The 14986-nt window shown below is 65.3% G+C and carries 15 protein-coding genes; 10 read left to right on the forward strand and 5 right to left on the reverse strand.

Going from position 1 to position 14986, the window contains the following annotated elements; translation table 11 throughout:
- Positions 1–91 precede the first annotated feature (91 nt).
- Positions 92–1009, forward strand: coding sequence for a LysR substrate-binding domain-containing protein (locus tag VGV37_RS11455; RefSeq protein WP_326879803.1), 918 nt, complete (start codon positions 92–94; stop codon positions 1007–1009).
- Positions 1010–1023: 14 nt separating this feature from the next.
- Here VGV37_RS11455 and VGV37_RS11460 read toward each other — a convergent pair whose 3' ends face one another.
- The 3 genes from VGV37_RS11460 to VGV37_RS11470 form a co-directional block, all read right to left on the reverse strand.
- A complete protein-coding gene (locus VGV37_RS11460; protein WP_326879804.1) occupies positions 1024–2577 on the reverse strand; it encodes an ABC transporter substrate-binding protein in 1554 nt (517 codons plus the stop codon).
- Between the two features lie 133 nt (positions 2578–2710).
- Complete coding sequence (locus VGV37_RS11465; protein ID WP_326879805.1) at positions 2711–4312, reverse strand: metallophosphoesterase family protein; 1602 nt, start codon at positions 4310–4312, stop codon at positions 2711–2713.
- A gap of 94 nt (positions 4313–4406) precedes the next feature.
- Positions 4407–5030 carry a CGNR zinc finger domain-containing protein gene (locus VGV37_RS11470; protein ID WP_326879806.1) on the reverse strand — a complete coding sequence of 208 codons (624 nt, stop codon included), beginning with the start codon at positions 5028–5030 and terminating at the stop codon, positions 4407–4409.
- A 164-nt stretch (positions 5031–5194) separates the two neighbouring features.
- Here VGV37_RS11470 and VGV37_RS11475 point away from each other — a divergent pair, with 164 nt between their 5' ends.
- The 3 genes from VGV37_RS11475 to VGV37_RS11485 are packed head-to-tail and all read left to right on the forward strand — an operon-like array spanning position 5195 to position 7724.
- On the forward strand, positions 5195–5887 hold the full coding sequence (locus VGV37_RS11475; RefSeq protein WP_326879807.1) for an alpha/beta hydrolase: 693 nt from the start codon (positions 5195–5197) through the stop codon (positions 5885–5887).
- 52 nt (positions 5888–5939) lie between these two features.
- On the forward strand, positions 5940–6710 hold the full coding sequence (locus tag VGV37_RS11480) for an SDR family oxidoreductase (protein WP_326879808.1): 771 nt from the start codon (positions 5940–5942) through the stop codon (positions 6708–6710).
- A gap of 30 nt (positions 6711–6740) precedes the next feature.
- Complete coding sequence (locus tag VGV37_RS11485; RefSeq protein ID WP_326879809.1) at positions 6741–7724, forward strand: DMT family transporter; 984 nt, start codon at positions 6741–6743, stop codon at positions 7722–7724.
- A gap of 1 nt (position 7725) precedes the next feature.
- Here VGV37_RS11485 and VGV37_RS11490 read toward each other — a convergent pair whose 3' ends face one another.
- On the reverse strand, positions 7726–8634 hold the full coding sequence (locus VGV37_RS11490; RefSeq protein ID WP_326879810.1) for a LysR family transcriptional regulator: 909 nt from the start codon (positions 8632–8634) through the stop codon (positions 7726–7728).
- 126 nt (positions 8635–8760) lie between these two features.
- On the opposite strand from VGV37_RS11490, the gene VGV37_RS11495 reads away from it, so the two are divergent.
- The 6 genes from VGV37_RS11495 to VGV37_RS11520 are packed head-to-tail and all read left to right on the forward strand — an operon-like array spanning position 8761 to position 13690.
- Entirely contained in the window at positions 8761–9438 is a 678-nt protein-coding gene (locus VGV37_RS11495) for an RraA family protein (protein WP_326879811.1), read from the forward strand.
- Positions 9435–10655 (forward strand): aspartate transaminase, encoded by a 1221-nt coding sequence (locus VGV37_RS11500; RefSeq protein WP_326879812.1) that lies wholly within the window; start codon positions 9435–9437, stop codon positions 10653–10655. Before VGV37_RS11495 ends, VGV37_RS11500 begins: the two co-directional genes overlap by 4 nt.
- 33 nt (positions 10656–10688) lie before the next feature.
- Positions 10689–11501: an ABC transporter substrate-binding protein gene (locus VGV37_RS11505; protein ID WP_326879813.1), complete on the forward strand. Its 813-nt coding sequence runs from the start codon at positions 10689–10691 to the stop codon at positions 11499–11501.
- Positions 11502–11553: 52 nt separating this feature from the next.
- Positions 11554–12252, forward strand: coding sequence for an amino acid ABC transporter permease (locus VGV37_RS11510; protein ID WP_326879814.1), 699 nt, complete (start codon positions 11554–11556; stop codon positions 12250–12252).
- Positions 12252–12959 (forward strand): amino acid ABC transporter permease, encoded by a 708-nt coding sequence (locus VGV37_RS11515; RefSeq protein ID WP_326879815.1) that lies wholly within the window; start codon positions 12252–12254, stop codon positions 12957–12959. Before VGV37_RS11510 ends, VGV37_RS11515 begins: the two co-directional genes overlap by 1 nt.
- Before the next feature lie 8 nt (positions 12960–12967).
- Positions 12968–13690, forward strand: coding sequence for an amino acid ABC transporter ATP-binding protein (locus tag VGV37_RS11520; protein ID WP_326879816.1), 723 nt, complete (start codon positions 12968–12970; stop codon positions 13688–13690).
- Between the two features lie 153 nt (positions 13691–13843).
- On the opposite strand, the gene VGV37_RS11525 is transcribed toward VGV37_RS11520, so the two are convergent.
- Positions 13844–14872, reverse strand: a complete 1029-nt coding sequence (locus tag VGV37_RS11525) for a DMT family transporter (protein WP_414637976.1) — start codon at positions 14870–14872, stop codon at positions 13844–13846.
- Between the last annotated feature and the right edge of the window lie 114 nt (positions 14873–14986).

Here is a 14986-nt window from a genome sequence, read left to right on the forward strand (position 1 = left end):
GAGATTCCCCCTTGCCGCCCTCGACGCTAGGACCCACGCTCCATGGCGTCAAAGTCCTTTTCCTTCGCACTCTATTCATTTGGGTTATGGAATGACGCGACGAATCAATCTGAGGCAGATCGAGGCCTTCAAAGCGGTGATCGAGCATGGGACGGTCAGTCGGGCGGCAGAAATGCTGAACGTTTCCCAGCCCGCGATGAGCAAGCTGATCGCGCACCTGGAAGAAGATGCGGGGCTGCGGCTGTTCGACCGGGTGAAGGGCCGCCTGGCGCCGACCCGTCGCGGGATGCGGCTCTACGAAGAGATCGACCGCATCTTCGCCGGAGTCCGGCAGGTCGAGAACGCCATCGACACGATCCGCCGCGACGAGCAGGGGCGGATCCTCATCGGTGTCATGCCGGCGCTCTCCGGCTCGTTCATCCAGCAGGCGACCGCCGCCTTTCTCGCCCGCCAGCCCGGCGTGTTCTGCTCGATCCAGTCGCGCAGTTCGCAATGGATCACCGACGGCCTCGTCACCCGCAAGCTCGACGTCGGCCTGGTCATCGCCCCGATCGACAATCCCTATATCGTGGCCGAACCGATGATGGGACAGCCGGTCGTCTGCATCCTGCCGCTCGGCCATCCGCTCGCAGCCAAGGCCGTGATCGTGCCGGCCGACCTGATCGACGTTCCTTTCATCTCCTTCGACCCGGAGAGCCATACCAGCCAGCGCGTGGCGAGCGTGTTGAAGGCCCACGGCGTCGAGCTCGATCCGGCCATGATCGTCAACGTGTCGCCGACCCTGTGCGAGTTCGTCGCCGCCGGCGTCGGCGTTTCGCTGGTGCATCCGCTGATCGTCGGTGGCCTGCGCGAGAAGCTCGCCATCCGGCGGTTCGAACCCACGATCCAGCTCGATTTTCAGCTCTGCCGGCTCCGCGACAGCCGGAACGCGCGCCTGGTCGACGCCTATCTGGACGTGACGCGCGAGGCGGCTGCAGCGATCTCGCGCACGATCATCGCCGAAGCCTGAGGCGGCCGCACCGCTCAATGCGGCTTCACGGTCGACAGCTCGGTGATCGGCGGCGCCAGATTCAAGGCACCCTTGAGATCGTAGCCATAGTCGAGCCGATCGCTATGGACCCAGACCTGCCGCAGGTCGAACAGTGGTATGGCGCAGACGTCCGCCATGATCTTGCGCTGCGCCTCCTTCCACATCGCCTTTTGCCCTTCTGCGTCGGGGGCCACGCGCGCCGCCTCGATCTCGTGGTCGGCGACCGCGCAATGGGAGAAGTTGCTGGCGGCGGTCGGCGTGCCGACGATCGCCCTGGAATGGAAGAATTCGCTGAGATAGGTATCGGCGATCGGGAAGCGCGCGGCACCGTAGAAGACGAGCGCGCTCAAGTCCCGCCGGACCTGGCTTTGATAGGTCGGATGATCGACGACCTGTAGTTCCAGCTTGATGCCGACTTTGGCCAACTGGGCCTGCATGACCTCCATGAACGGCTTCTGGGCCGAGATGTTCGAGACGATCGCCTTTAAAGTGATCCCGTCGGCATGCCCGGCCTCCGCCAGCAGCGCCCTGGCCTTTGCGGGATCGAAGACATAGCTGCCGACCGAGCAATCCTCGCCGAGATACCCCGGCGGGACGATCGAACAGCCCTTGGGGCCGACGTCCTTTCCGACGTAATGCACCAGGTCGTCGACATTGATCGCGGCCGCGATCGCCTGGCGCACCCTTATGTCGTTGAGCGGCGGGCTGTTCTGGTTGATGTGGAGCAGCCGGTATTCGCCCGGCTGGAAGATGTCGACGTTATAGCCCGGTCGCTTGCGCGCGGCATCGACCCAGCGCTGTTCGCGCTTGCCATCCATCAGGTCGAGCTCTCCCGACGTGAAGGCGAGTTCGCGGGTGCCGTCGGACGGAATGTTGCGCACGATGATCGTGTCGATCTTGGGCTTGCCGCGGAAATAGGCCTGGTGGGCCGCCAGCTTCACATATTGCTGGGTCACCTGCTCCACGAAGGCGAACGGGCCGGTGCCAACGGGGTGATGGCCGAAATCATCGCCGAATTTCTCGGCCGCCTTGCGGCTGATGATATTGCCGCCGTGATAGTTCGAGACACGGCCGAGGAAGCTCGCATCCGGATATTTGAGCGCGATCCTCACCGTATAATCATCGAGCCGGGTGACGCTGTCGATCGAGGCGAAATCCGACGAGAAGGTCGAGCGCTTCGGGTCGGCGGACCGGTTGAGCGAATAGACCACGTCGTCCGCCGTCAGCTCGCCCCAGTCGCCCTGGAATTCGACCCCGTGACGCAGGTGGAAGGTCCAGGTCTTTCCGTCGGCCGAGGTCTCCCAGCTCTGGGCGAGGTCGGGTTCGAGATCCCGCGGATCCGCGCTGCCGGGCTTGAAACGGACGAGGGCGTTGTAGATCCAGCCGATCAGCGTCATGTCGCCCGTGGCGCTGGCGCGGTGGGGATCGAGCGTTGCCGGGTCCCCGGAACCGACGCCGACCTGCAAGATGCTCTCCTCGGCCATCACCGGCAGAGGAAGCCACAGGACGAACAGCAGGCACGCAATCCGAGCCGCGACCTTCAGCATGCTTCCACCCCGAGACGAATGAGCCGAGGTCAAAACATCATCAGGCCGCGAGCAATCTGTCCAAGTCCAAAACCGTCTGCTCTCATTCTCAGAGGTTATGGCAGCCCGTGGAACCCCGGCATCCCTCGTCCGGCTAGTCGCGGCGGGGGCGTTGCAGCATGAAGCTTTCGAACGGCGCGATCTGCCCGTTCAGGCCGACCACGTCGTAATAGGTGACCTTGATCGTCGTGATGTCGCCGGGGTGCGAGCCCGGATCGACGGTGAAGGCGGCGAAGCCATAGGATTGCGCGGCGTTCCGCACCGCCGACCAGGGCGCGTGCTCGGTCACATAGACCGGCGCGCGCTTGCCCGTGGCCGGGTCGGGCGACGCCGCGACGGCGGTGATGACCCGGCATTGCGGCGGGTCGAACAACAGCTGGTTCGATGGAGCCGAGGTCCCGCCGCCGCCGATCACCATATGCACCGTGCCCTTGGTGGTATCGATCACATCGGTCGCCGTCGCGGCCGGAACCGGCGTCAGGGTCTGGTTCGCTTCCCGGCCGCGGACCGGGTGGGAGCGCTCGTAATGATGCTCGTGGCCGCATACCACCAGGTCGACCCCGTATTTGTCGAACAGCGGCACCCATTCCTCGCGGATGCCGAGATCCGCGCCATTGGCCTTGTCGGCGGTGGAGATCGCAACCTGATGCATGCACACCACGATCCAGTCGATGGCGCGGTCGGTCCGTGCGGCGGCCAGTTCCTTCTCCAGCCAGGCCTTCTGGGCGCCGGACGAATAGCCCCGGACATAGGAATTGCCGGCATCCTGGTAGCAGATGTCGTCGTTGGCGATGCTGACGATACGCACCGAGCCGGCGGTGAAGGCGTACCAGAGGCCCTTGGTCACGTCGGTCTGGCCGGCCGATTCGGGCACCGAGAAATAGGTCTGGTAGGCCTGGTAGCCGATCGGGCCGTTCCCCAGCTCGTTCTCATGATTGCCGGGCGACGGCATCCAGGGCCGGTTGCGGGCGCTGCGGCTGTTGTTTTCCCAGAAATCCCACCAGGTCCGCACCCGATCCTGGGCGAGATTGGCATAACAGAGGTCGCCGTTGAACAGGTGGAACAGCGGCTGCAGCCGCTCGACGCCCAGCGTGGTGTCGCCTGCCGCCGGCGAGCCGAGATTGTCGTTCACGAAGGCCGGTGGATTGGGCAACGTCACGCCCGGCGGCAGGGCGAATTTCCGGCCCAGGGTCGGCGTGCCCTGGTCGCCGAAACTGGTGAAGGTGAAAGCCGCCCGACCGCGCGGCGCGGTGCGGAACGTTCCGAACTCCGCCTGAGCCCCGTCGTGGATGGCACCATAGAGGTAAGCCGCATTCGGCTTCAGGCCGCGGATCTTCGCGTGATAGGCATAGACGGTCTGCTTGGACTTGCCGTCGACGTAGCTGACCTGTTCGGCCGCGACCGCGTGCTCGAGCTTGCCGTCGAGCCGCCCGACCATCACGCGGGGATGGCGAACGGCCTCCAGCGTGTGCCAGGACACCACGACCTCGGACGACGCATCCGCGCCGAACTGCAGATGCAGGCCGGCGACCGGTGACGTCGCCACCGGATCGGCGGCGGTGCGGGGCGCGGGTGCCGCCGCTGCCGACCCGGCCGGCAGGACGGCGGCCAAGGTCGCGGCCCCGCCGTAGAGGCCGGCGGCCGCGAGCAACTTGCGGCGGCTGAGGTCGAGCGAATGTTTGTCGTCGGTCGGCATGGTGTCGGCCCTCGCAGCTGGATCGTCGGATGGAGCCAACATTCCCAACGCATGGGAAGCCGTCTAGCGCAACACTGTGACAATGCTCCGCCTCCTAGGGACGGTGGGCCTTGAGCCGATGCCGGTGCGCGGCCTGCTTTGCCCGATTGCCGCAGATGGCCATGCTGCACCATCGTCGGCCATGCCCGCGCGTATGGTCGGCGAAAAGCAACGTGCAGGCTGGTCCTTCACAAGCCTTCACGTGGGAGAAATCCTCGGCGCAGACGAGCCGAGCCAGCGCCTCTCCGATCGGAAGCAGCAGCGCCTCCGGCGACCGCCATCGACGCGTGAAGCGAAGCTCCAAGGCGCCATTCCCCGTCCCCTGCTGCGGCACGAGCCGGCCGAAAGCCTCGTCCCGCTCCAGCAAGCGATTGAGCGGTTCCAGCTCGCGGAGGTCCTCCGCGATCAACGGCCGTCCCTTGTGCTGCCGCACGAAGCCCCCGAACCACTCGCGCAGCGCCCTCGCCTGATCGGCCACCATATCGAGTTCACCAGGCAGGGCGCGCGTTCGAATGCTCTCGAGCTCATCGGCGCGCATAAGCTGCGCTTGCTCCAGCCAGGCGAGCAACCCCTCGCCATCGCCGATCCAATCGACGGGGATATCGATCGGCGTCGCGATCGAATTCAGGAAATCCAGCCCCGGCGCATCGCCGACAAAAATCGCGGGAAGGCGGCCCATCGCAACTCCTCATCCGGTCTCGCGACGCCTCGTCGGAGCGCCCACCATGCATGAGGGTGTCAAATAACCCCTCAGAAGACCATTGACAAGTTACCTCACATTCTCACATAACCTTCTCAATACGAACATAATGGTTACGCAACCATGATCCTGGGAGAACGGCGATGAACGGGAATATGCATGTTGTCCTCGTCCACGGCGCCTGGGCCGACGGCTCCAGTTGGTCGAAGGTCATCGGGCCGCTGAAAGCCGACGGTTTCGCGGTGATGGCGGCACCTCTGCCACTGACGTCGTTCCGCGACGACGTGGCCGCGCTCGATCGGACGATCGAGCGCGCCACAGGCCCGGTCGTCCTGGTCGGTCACGCCTACGCCGGCGCCGTGATCGCCGCGACGCGCAGCGAGCGGGTAAAGGCGCTCGTCTATGTGGCGGCCCTCGCCCCCGACGAGGGAGAGACGGTCGCGGACGTGTTCTATCGCACCGAACCTCACCCACAGGCACCGACGCTCGCCCCCGATCGTCACGGACTGATCTTCTTGCCCGAGACGGCGTTCGCCGACGCCTTCGCGCAGCATGCCTCGGCGGAGGAACTGGCCGTTCTGGCGGCGGTTCAGCAGCCGATCTCGCCGGCGTGCATCACGGTGCCGGTGGATCGCCCGCTGTGGAAGGACCGGCCGTCCTGGTTCCTCGTTGCCGAGCAGGACCGCATGATCGTCGAGGCGAACCAACGTTTCATGGCCGGGCGCATGAAGGCCCGGACCCGCTCCCATCCCGTCGATCACACGCCGATGGTGAGCGCGCCATCCATCGTCCTGGACATCATCCGCGAGGCGATCGAGGGGGCTTCGGCGGACTGACCTTCGCCGCTTTCCCGCAGCCCTCGTAACCGCTCGACATAGGAGAAACAGGATGACGAACTCAGTTGCCATCGTTACCGGAGCCAGCCAGGGCATCGGTCAGGCCACGGCCATCCGCCTTGCCCGCGACTTCTCAGCACTGGTCCTGGTCGCGCGGGATCGCACGAACCTGGAGCAGACCGCCGCGGCGGTGAAGGCGGCCGGTGCGAAAGCGCTGATCATCGATGCCGATCTGGCTGAGCCCGAGGCGGCGCAAGCGGTGGTCGATCGGGCGGTGGCCGCGGTCGGTCGCATCGACGCCCTGCTCAACATCGCCGGTGCGGTGCCCCAGATCGACCTGTTCGAAATGACCGACGAACAGTGGGAGGGCGGGCTGGCGTTGAAGCTGCATGGCGCGCGGCGGCTGACCATCGCCGCGTGGCCGGCGCTGAAGGTGGCCAAGGGATCCGTCGTCTTGATGTCGGGCAATTCGGCCCTGTTTCCCAAAGCACCCTATGCGGCTGTGGGCACGATCAATGCCGCGATCGTCGCGCTGGCGAAGGCATTCTCGGACCGCGGTATCGCCGATGGCGTCCAGGTCAACAGCGTCCTGCCCGGCCCGGTGATGACCGGCCGCCGCAAGTCCTATCTCGAGCACTGGGCGCCGCTGCACGACATGACGGTCGAACAGGCAACGGCCAACTTCCCCAAGGAAGCCGGGATCGCGCGATATGGCGAACCGCAGGAGATTGCGGAGTTGATGGCGTTCCTGGTCTCGCCCGGTGCACGCTGGATGACCGGCTCCACGCTCCGCATGGATGGTGGCGAAGTGAAGTCGGTCTGAGGAAACCCGAGGTTCGGTTGGGGGTCGAGAATGAACGCTCCGGGTCGAGGCCCCAGCCGGCATCGGACGATCGAATTCGCCATTACCCTCGCGGCGGCGACGTTCCTCATGGGATCCAGCTTCGTCGCCGGCAAGATCCTGCTACAGGTCGGCATCCCGTCGCTGCTGCTCGTCGGATGGCGGTTCTTCGTCGCCGCCCTGGCGACCCTGCCGCTGGTCCTACTGGAGGGCGGCCCGCGTCGGGCGCTCTTTCCCAAAGCGGTCGGCCGCCGCGGGGCCGCATTGGTCATCCTGATCGGCCTCCTGCAGACAGGGGCGGTGATGGGCCTCCTCTTTCTCGCGATGAATTCGATTTCCGCCTCGACGGCGGCGATCCTGCTGTTCACCAACCCGATCTGGGTGGCGCTGCTGGGGCGCCTGTTCCTCAGAGAGGCGCTGCCGGCCAGCCGATTGGCCGGGCTCGTCCTCGGCCTGATCGGCGTCGGCTGCGCGATCGGGGCCGGGCCGGAATTGCTGTCGGTTGGAGACAGCGTGAGCGGCGAGATGATCGGGCTGGGCTCCTCGCTGTGCTGGGCCGTCGCGACGCTGGTGAACAAGCGGGCGGGCCTGCCGATCGGCCCCTGGGCCTTGAGCTTCTGGCAGATGTCGGTCGGGTCGCTGGCCCTGCTCGGCCTCGCCTATGGTCTGGGCCAGCGATGGCCGGACACCATGACCATCCCGCAATGGGGATGGTTCCTGTGGCTGGCCGTGCCCGCGTCGACCGGATCGTTCGGGCTCTGGTTCGTGGCACTCGGCAAGGGAGGAGCTACGAAAGCCAGCGGCTTCCTCTTCCTCGCCCCGCTCTTCACCGTCGTCTTGTCCTTCTTCGTGCTGGACGCGCCCTTATCGTGGCAGCAGGGCGTCGGCGGCATCCTGATCGGCGTCGCGCTTTGGCTGGTCAACCGCAATGCGCCCGCGCGCGGCCCCCGAGTGGAGATCGCATCCGCATCGACCGAAGGACGATCGACGCCATGATCTACCTGCTCGGGACCCGGCGCAGCGAGAAGTCGCAGCACCGTCGCGTGATCTGCGCGATCTGTTCGGCCAACGGATCGAGCGCATCGGCCCGAAAGACGGCGAAATACTGGATCGGCGGAATTTTTGGCGTGGTCTTGATCACCCGCAGCTGACCGCTGCTGATTTCGGGCAGGAAATATTGCTCGGTCAGAAACGTAGTGCCCAATCCGGCCGCTGCGAGCGCGGACAACACGCTGAGACTGTTGCATTTAACGATGCGGTTGAACTTGATGCCACTTGCGCCGAGCCAGTCGACGACGAGCTTCTGCAGGCCGGAACCCTCCGCCTGGGTGAGGATCGGGTAGTTCGCGATCTCCGCGATCGGCACCAGGTCGCCCTCCGGACCGACACCGGGCGCGCTCATCCATTGCAGCGTGACGCTGTCGAGCGGCACGTTCCTGAAATCGGCATTGGAGGGTGGATCGAGGCCGATCACGAGATCGAGCCGGCGGTCCGCCAACTTGTCGAACATGTTTACGCTGGCATCCACTTCCGGCTCCGGCACGACGTCCGGATAGCCCTCCTTCATCGCGACGATCAGCTTCGGCAACCAGGTCAGGGCCACGAGTTCGGTGACGCCGAAGCGGAACGGGCCGCTGAAGGCCAGGGGTCCGGCCGCCGTCTCGCGAAAACGCGCCTCAAGCTTCAACAGCTCCGCGGCGACGGCAACGAGGTTTTCGCCGCTCCGTGTCAGGCTGACCGCCCGATTGCTCCGGTCGAACAGGCGGGTCCCGATGAGTTCTTCCAGTTCGAGAAGGCGCTTCGAGATCGTCGATTGCGCCAGGTTCAGCCGGCCCGCGGCATCGACCACGCTGCCCAGCTTCGCGATCCAGTAGAAGGCTTCCACCTGCTTGAGGGTGATCGACATGCGCCCTGGCCAATGACATGAAGAAAAGCGATACATAATAGCGAAAAATATTCGCTTTTATTCATGTAAATATCTCTGCAGATTATTTCAAATCAGCGCTACGGCGCGCAACAATCGTGCTGATCCATGCCCGTACCCGGTCACCGTCTCCATCCCTCGTCACCTTCCGTTCCATCGGAAGTGCTCGATGGTTTCCGCAACGCGGCCGTCGCGGTCGTGTCCGACAACATGAACCGCCTGCACGGGACGCGGCAGCTGAAGCCGTTTCATCGGGGCGCGCGGCTCATCGGAACCGCCGTCACGGTCAAGACCCGGGCCGGAGACAACATGGCGCTGCACAAGGCTTACGAGCTGCTGCGGCCGGGCGACGTCCTGGTGGTCGACGGCGGCGGCGACATCGGCCAGGCGCTGGTCGGCGAAATCATGATGAGCCGGGCCCGGGCACTTGGCGTCGCCGGCTTCGTCATCGACGGCGCCATCCGCGACGTCGCGGCTTTCACGGCGTCGGATTTCCCGTGTTTCGCCCGCGGCGTCACCCACCGCGGCCCTTATAAGTCCGGCCCGGGCGAGATCAATGTCCCGGTCGCGATCGACGGCATGGTGGTGATGCCCGGCGACGTGGTCCTGGGCGACGAGGATGGCGTCGTCGTCTTCGACCGTTCGGTGGCGGCCGAGCTGATGGTGCTCGTGCACCAGCAGGAGGCGCGCGAGGCCCACGCCCTGGACGCGATCCGCGCGGGCAAATTCGACAATTCCTACATCGGCGCGTCGGGCATCGCGGATCCGCGGGACGGTGCCCGATGAGCGCCGCCGCCCAAGCGATCCCGCTGTCGGCACGGATCCAACGCATCAAGCCGTCGCCCAGCATGGTGGCGCGCGACCGGGCCCGGCAACTCCAGGCGCAGGGACGCGACATCATCGACCTCACCGCGGGCGAGCCGGATTTCGACACGCCGAAACACATCGCCGCCGCGGTCGTGGCCGCGCTCGAGGCGGGAGAGACCCGTTACACGCCCGTGAACGGCACGCCGACATTGCGCAAAGCCATCATTGCCAAGCTGGCGCGCGAAAACGGTGTCCAATACGAGATCAACCAGATCGCGGTGGGCAGCGGCGCCAAGCAGGTGATCTATAACGCGCTCGCCGCCACCATCGGCTCCGGCGACGAAGTGGTCATTCCGGCCCCGTACTGGGTGTCGTATCCGGACATGGTGCTCGCCTGCGACGGCACGCCGGTCGTCGTTCCCTGCGGCGAGAACGCCGGTTTCAAGCTGTCGGCCGAAGCGCTGGAGCAGGCGATCACGCCCAGGACGCGCTGGGTCATGCTGAATTCACCCTGCAACCCGACCGGCGCGTTCTATTCCGCAGGCGAAATGCGCGCGTTGACCGACGTGCTGATCCGCCACCCGCACGTCGCCCTGATGACGGACGACATCTACGAGCACATCCGTTTCGACGATGGCCCGCCGGTCTGCCCGGTGGTGATCGAGCCAGGACTCGCCGGCCGGACGCTGCTGGTCAACGGCGTTTCGAAGACCTATGCCATGACCGGTTTCCGGATCGGGTATGGCGCCGGTCCGGTTGCGTTGATCGCAGCGATGAACACGATCCAATCGCAATCGACCTCTTGCGTCAGTTCGACCAGCCAGGCGGCGGCGACCGCGGCGCTGAACGGCGACCAGAGCTTCGTGGCGGAAGCGCGGGCGGCCTATCGGGCGCGGCGGGATCGCGCGGTCGCGCTGCTGAACGCGATCCCGGGCCTCAGTTGCCGGTCGCCTGACGGCGCGTTCTACGTCTATCCGTCCTGCGCGGGGTTGATCGGCAAAACGACGCCGGAGGGCAAGGTTCTCGAAACCGACTTCGACATTGTCATGCATTTCCTCGATGCAGCCGGCGTCGCCATGGTCGACGGCACCGCCTATGGTTTGTCGCCCTATTTGCGCCTGTCGATCGCGACCTCGCTGAGCAACATCGAACAAGCCTGCGCGCGCCTGGCAAAGGCCTGTGCAGCACTTCGGTAACCGAACCCAGAGGACGAGGGGATATCCATGAACATGCTTCGGATTTTTGCGTTGGGCGTGGCCTTGACCGCGGGTTCCGCCGCGGTCGCCCGCGCGGACCAGCTAGCCGACATCAAGGCGCGCGGCACGCTCGTCTGCGGCACGTTGGGCACGGCGGAGCCGTTCAGCTTCCAGGATCCGAAGACCCGCGAAATCGTCGGCTATGATATCGACATGTGCCGCAAGGTCGCCGACGGGCTCGGCGTGAAGCTCGAGGTGAAGCCCATGGCGGTCGAAGCCCGCATTCCTGAACTGCTGCAGGGGCGCGTCGATATCCTGGCCGCCAATCTCGGCTGGTCGCCGGAGCGCGCCCAGCAGATCGACTACAGCTACTCGTATTTCGTCAGCCAGCAGAAGGTCATGGTGGCGGCCGATGCCGGCATCACGACCCTCGATCAGCTGGCCGGCAAGAAAATCAGCGCGCTCAAGGGCTCGTCTTCCGAACAGGGCGTGCGACGCGTCATCCCGACCGCGGAAACCGTGACGTTCCAGGATCCGTCCTCGGCGTTTCTCGCGGTGGCGCAAGGCAAGGTCGATGGCTTCTGCGCGTCCGAACTGATCCTGGTGAAGTTGCGCAAGCAGGCGGAGGCCTCTTCGCCCATGGCCATCGTCGAAAAGTCGGTCTTCGTCGAACCCTGGGGTCTCGGCATCCGCAAGGGCGAAACGGCTTTCAAGGACCAGGTCGACAAGACGCTGACGGCGCTCGATGCCTCCGGCGAAGCCGGCAGGATCTTCGCGACCTGGTTCGGGCCTGCGACCGCCTATGGCATGAAGCTGGATTTCAAGATCGAAGAGATCAAGGGCTGAGGCCGCATCTTGCGGGGCGCTTGATCCCGCCACCGTTTCGAGATCTCAACCGATGGGTTACGTCTTCGATCCCGCCGCCATCCTGACCGGCCGATATCTCGACTGGTTCATCTGGGGCACCGCCACCACGATCGGGCTGACGATCGCGGCCTGGGTGCTCGGCATGACGATGGGCATCCTTCTGACGCTCGTCCGCATGGTCCCGTTCCGGCCGCTCGAATGGCTCGTGGCGCTCTATGTCGAATTTCACCGCAACGTGCCGCTGCTCGTGCAGATCTTCGTCTGGTACTTCGCCATTCCGCAGCTTCTGCCGCGGACGATGCGCGTCTGGATCAATGGCCATCATAGCGAATTCCTGCTGGCGACGGTCGCGCTCGGCCTCGCCAGTGCGGCCTATATTTCCGAGGATCTGCGCAGCGGCATCCGCTCCATTCCGAAGACCCAGTACGAGGCGGCCCGTTCGATCGGCTTCAGCTATCTCCAGGCCATGAGTTCGGTCATTCTTCCGCAGGCGCTCCGCATCGTCATTCCGCCGCTGATCAACCAGACCCTGCTGCTGTTCAAGAACACCAGCCTGGCCATGGCGATCGGCGTTGCCGAGCTTACCTATCGCACGCGCGAGGTCGACAGCTACACCTTCAAGACCTTCGAGGCTTTCGCGATCGCCACCGTGATCTATCTCGCCATTTCCTTCGCCATCATGGCGGCGGGAAATTACGCGGATCGCCGATTCAAGCTGGAGGTCCGCTGATGCTCCAGATCCTGCAGGACAATTGGCTGCTGTTCCTCATCGGCCAATATCCCCACGGACCGGTCGGAGGGCTCGCCATGACCCTGTTCATGGCGACGCTCGGCCTCGCGCTCAGCTTTCCCTTCGCCATCTGCCTGGCCCTGGCCCGGTTGAGCCCGTTCGCCTGGCTGCGGCTGCCGGCGGCCGCCGTCACGCACACCGTGCGCGGGCTGCCGCTGCTCATGTTCGTCTTCTGGGCCTATTTCGTGGCCCCCCTGGTCATCGGCCGGGCCATCGGCGGCGTCGAGACGCTGATCATCGCGCTGGTGATCTATGAGGCGAGCTATCTTTCGGAAATCATCCGGGCCGGCATCCAGGGCCTGCCGCAGGGTCAGGTCGAAGCGGCGAAAGCGCTCGGCCTCGGCTATTTCCCGACCACCTTCAGGATCGTACTGCCGCAGGCGCTCCACAACATGTTGCCGAGCATGGTCAGCCAGTTCGTCTCGACCATCAAGGAAACCTCGCTGGGCTACGTCATCAGCGCCAACGAGGTGACGTTCGCCGCGAGCCAGGTGAACAATCAGCTCATGACGAAGCCCTTCGAAGTCTACGGCCTGCTGGCACTCACCTATTTCACGCTGTGTTTCGCGCTGACGTCGCTGGCGCGATTGCTGGAGCGCCGGATCTCGACCGGGCGCGGCGGCAATCTCGCCGCGCAACCGGCATGAGCGCGCCGATGATCCGCTTCGACAACGTCGAAAAATGGTTCGGCCCGCTCCAGGTGCTGGGCGGCATTTCCGGCGAGGTCGAGCAGGGCGAGGTGCTGGTGCTGCTCGGACCGTCGGGCTCCGGCAAGTCGACCCTGATCCGGACCGTGACGCGGCTCGAGCCGATCCAGAGGGGCCACGTCCTCGTCGGCGGCGTCGATGTCGCGTCGGGCGCGGTCGACATCAACCGGCTGCGCCAGCGGGTCGGCTTCGTCTTCCAGGCGTTCAACCTGTTCCCGCACCTGACCGCCCTCCAAAACGTGACCCTCGGCCTCGAGCGCTTGCGGAAAATGTCGAAGGTCGAGGCCCGCGGACGGGGAATGCTGGAGCTTGCCCGGGTCGGGCTGGCCGAGAAGGCCGATGCGATGCCGGCGAGGCTGTCCGGCGGCCAGCGTCAGCGCGTGGCGATCGCCCGGGCGCTCGCGATGGATCCGGAAATCATGCTGTTCGACGAGCCGACCAGCGCGCTCGATCCCGAGATGGTCGGCGAGGTGCTGCAGGTGATGAAATCGCTGGCACAGAGCGGGATGACGATGATCGCCGTCACCCATGAAATGGGCTTCGCCCGCGAGGTGGCGGATACCATCTGGTTCCTGGATCAGGGAAGGGTCGTCGAAAGCGGTACGCCGGTCGGGGTTTTCGACAACCCGCAACACGAGCGGCTCAAGCGCTTCCTCGCCCGGCACCCTTGATCGAAGCGACGGCTGGCCCCCTGGGCAGTATCTCATTGCAATATATAGAATTTTCTCGTCGCGAAGACGGCTTATGTACCGGTCTGGCGGACCCCTTGCAAGGCCCGGCATTCGGCAGAACGCGGCGCAATTCCGTCCTGAGCTGGCTAAGCCTCAACCGTGGCCGTGATGATGATGCAGGTCGGGATAGTGAGCGTGGGTATGTTTTAGCGGCCTGTGTCGGTGTCGATGCGAGTGAGGCTCCGTCAACGGCCCCTCATGCTCGTGCTGGTGATGTTCGTCATGGACGTGGACATGCTCATGTTCCATCGCCTCGTGGACGTGCTCATGCTCATGCCGCTCGGCCAGATGCAGCCACAAGCCCATGCCCATCAGCAGCCCGGCACCGACAAGCTGGACCGTCACCGGCTCCCCAAGGATCGCGACGGCAATCGCTGCACCAATGAAAGGCGCGAGTGAGAAATATGCCCCTGTCCTTGCCGCGCCGAGGTGGCGCAGCGCCAGCATGAACAGGACCAGGCTCACCCCGACACCCAGAAAGCCGACCACGGCCGCGCCGCCGATCGCCGCCAGGGGCGGCACGGTCGCACCGAGCAGCAAGGCCAGACCCACGTTCACGCTACCCGCCGCGAGGCCTTTGACGGTAGCCGTCACCGCGGGATCGGCCGAGGACAGCTTGCGCGTCAGATTGTTGTCGATGCCCCACGCGAGGCAGGCGGCGGCGATGAGTGCCGAGCCGGCATCGAGGTGCACGCTTTCACCGTTCCACGACAACACTCCTGCGCCGGCGAGGATAGTGAAGGCCCCCAGCATCAGCCGCCGGTCGACGTTCTCCCGGAACACCACCCATGCAATCAGCATGGTGGCCAGCCCTTCGAGGTTGAGCAACAGAGAGCCGGATGCGGCCGAGGTACGCGCCAGTCCCAGCATCAACAGCAACGGCCCGGCAAAGCCGCCGAAGAAGACGACCGCCACCAGCCATGGCACATCGTGACGGCGTAGCGGGGCTTCCGGTGCCGGGATGCCGAGCGCAGCCCGGACGCCATGCACGACCGCCAGGCCGATACCCGCAGCGAGGTAGAGCAGCCCGGCCAGCAGTTGCGGAGACACTGCGCCGAGCAGCAGCTTGGCGAGAGGGGCCGACGCCCCGAACAGGACGGCGGAGAGCAGAGCCAACGGCACGCCTGGCCACAAGTGTGAATGCGAGTGCTTCATTGCAGGATCTTAGCAGGTCGTTCCAGCGTCGGTGCGACGCATTGGACGAGCCATTCGGAGAGGCATTGTCACCCACCGCTG

The sequence above is a fragment of the Aliidongia sp. genome (assembly GCF_035943795.1).
Taxonomy (GTDB): domain Bacteria; phylum Pseudomonadota; class Alphaproteobacteria; order ATCC43930; family CGMCC-115725; genus Aliidongia.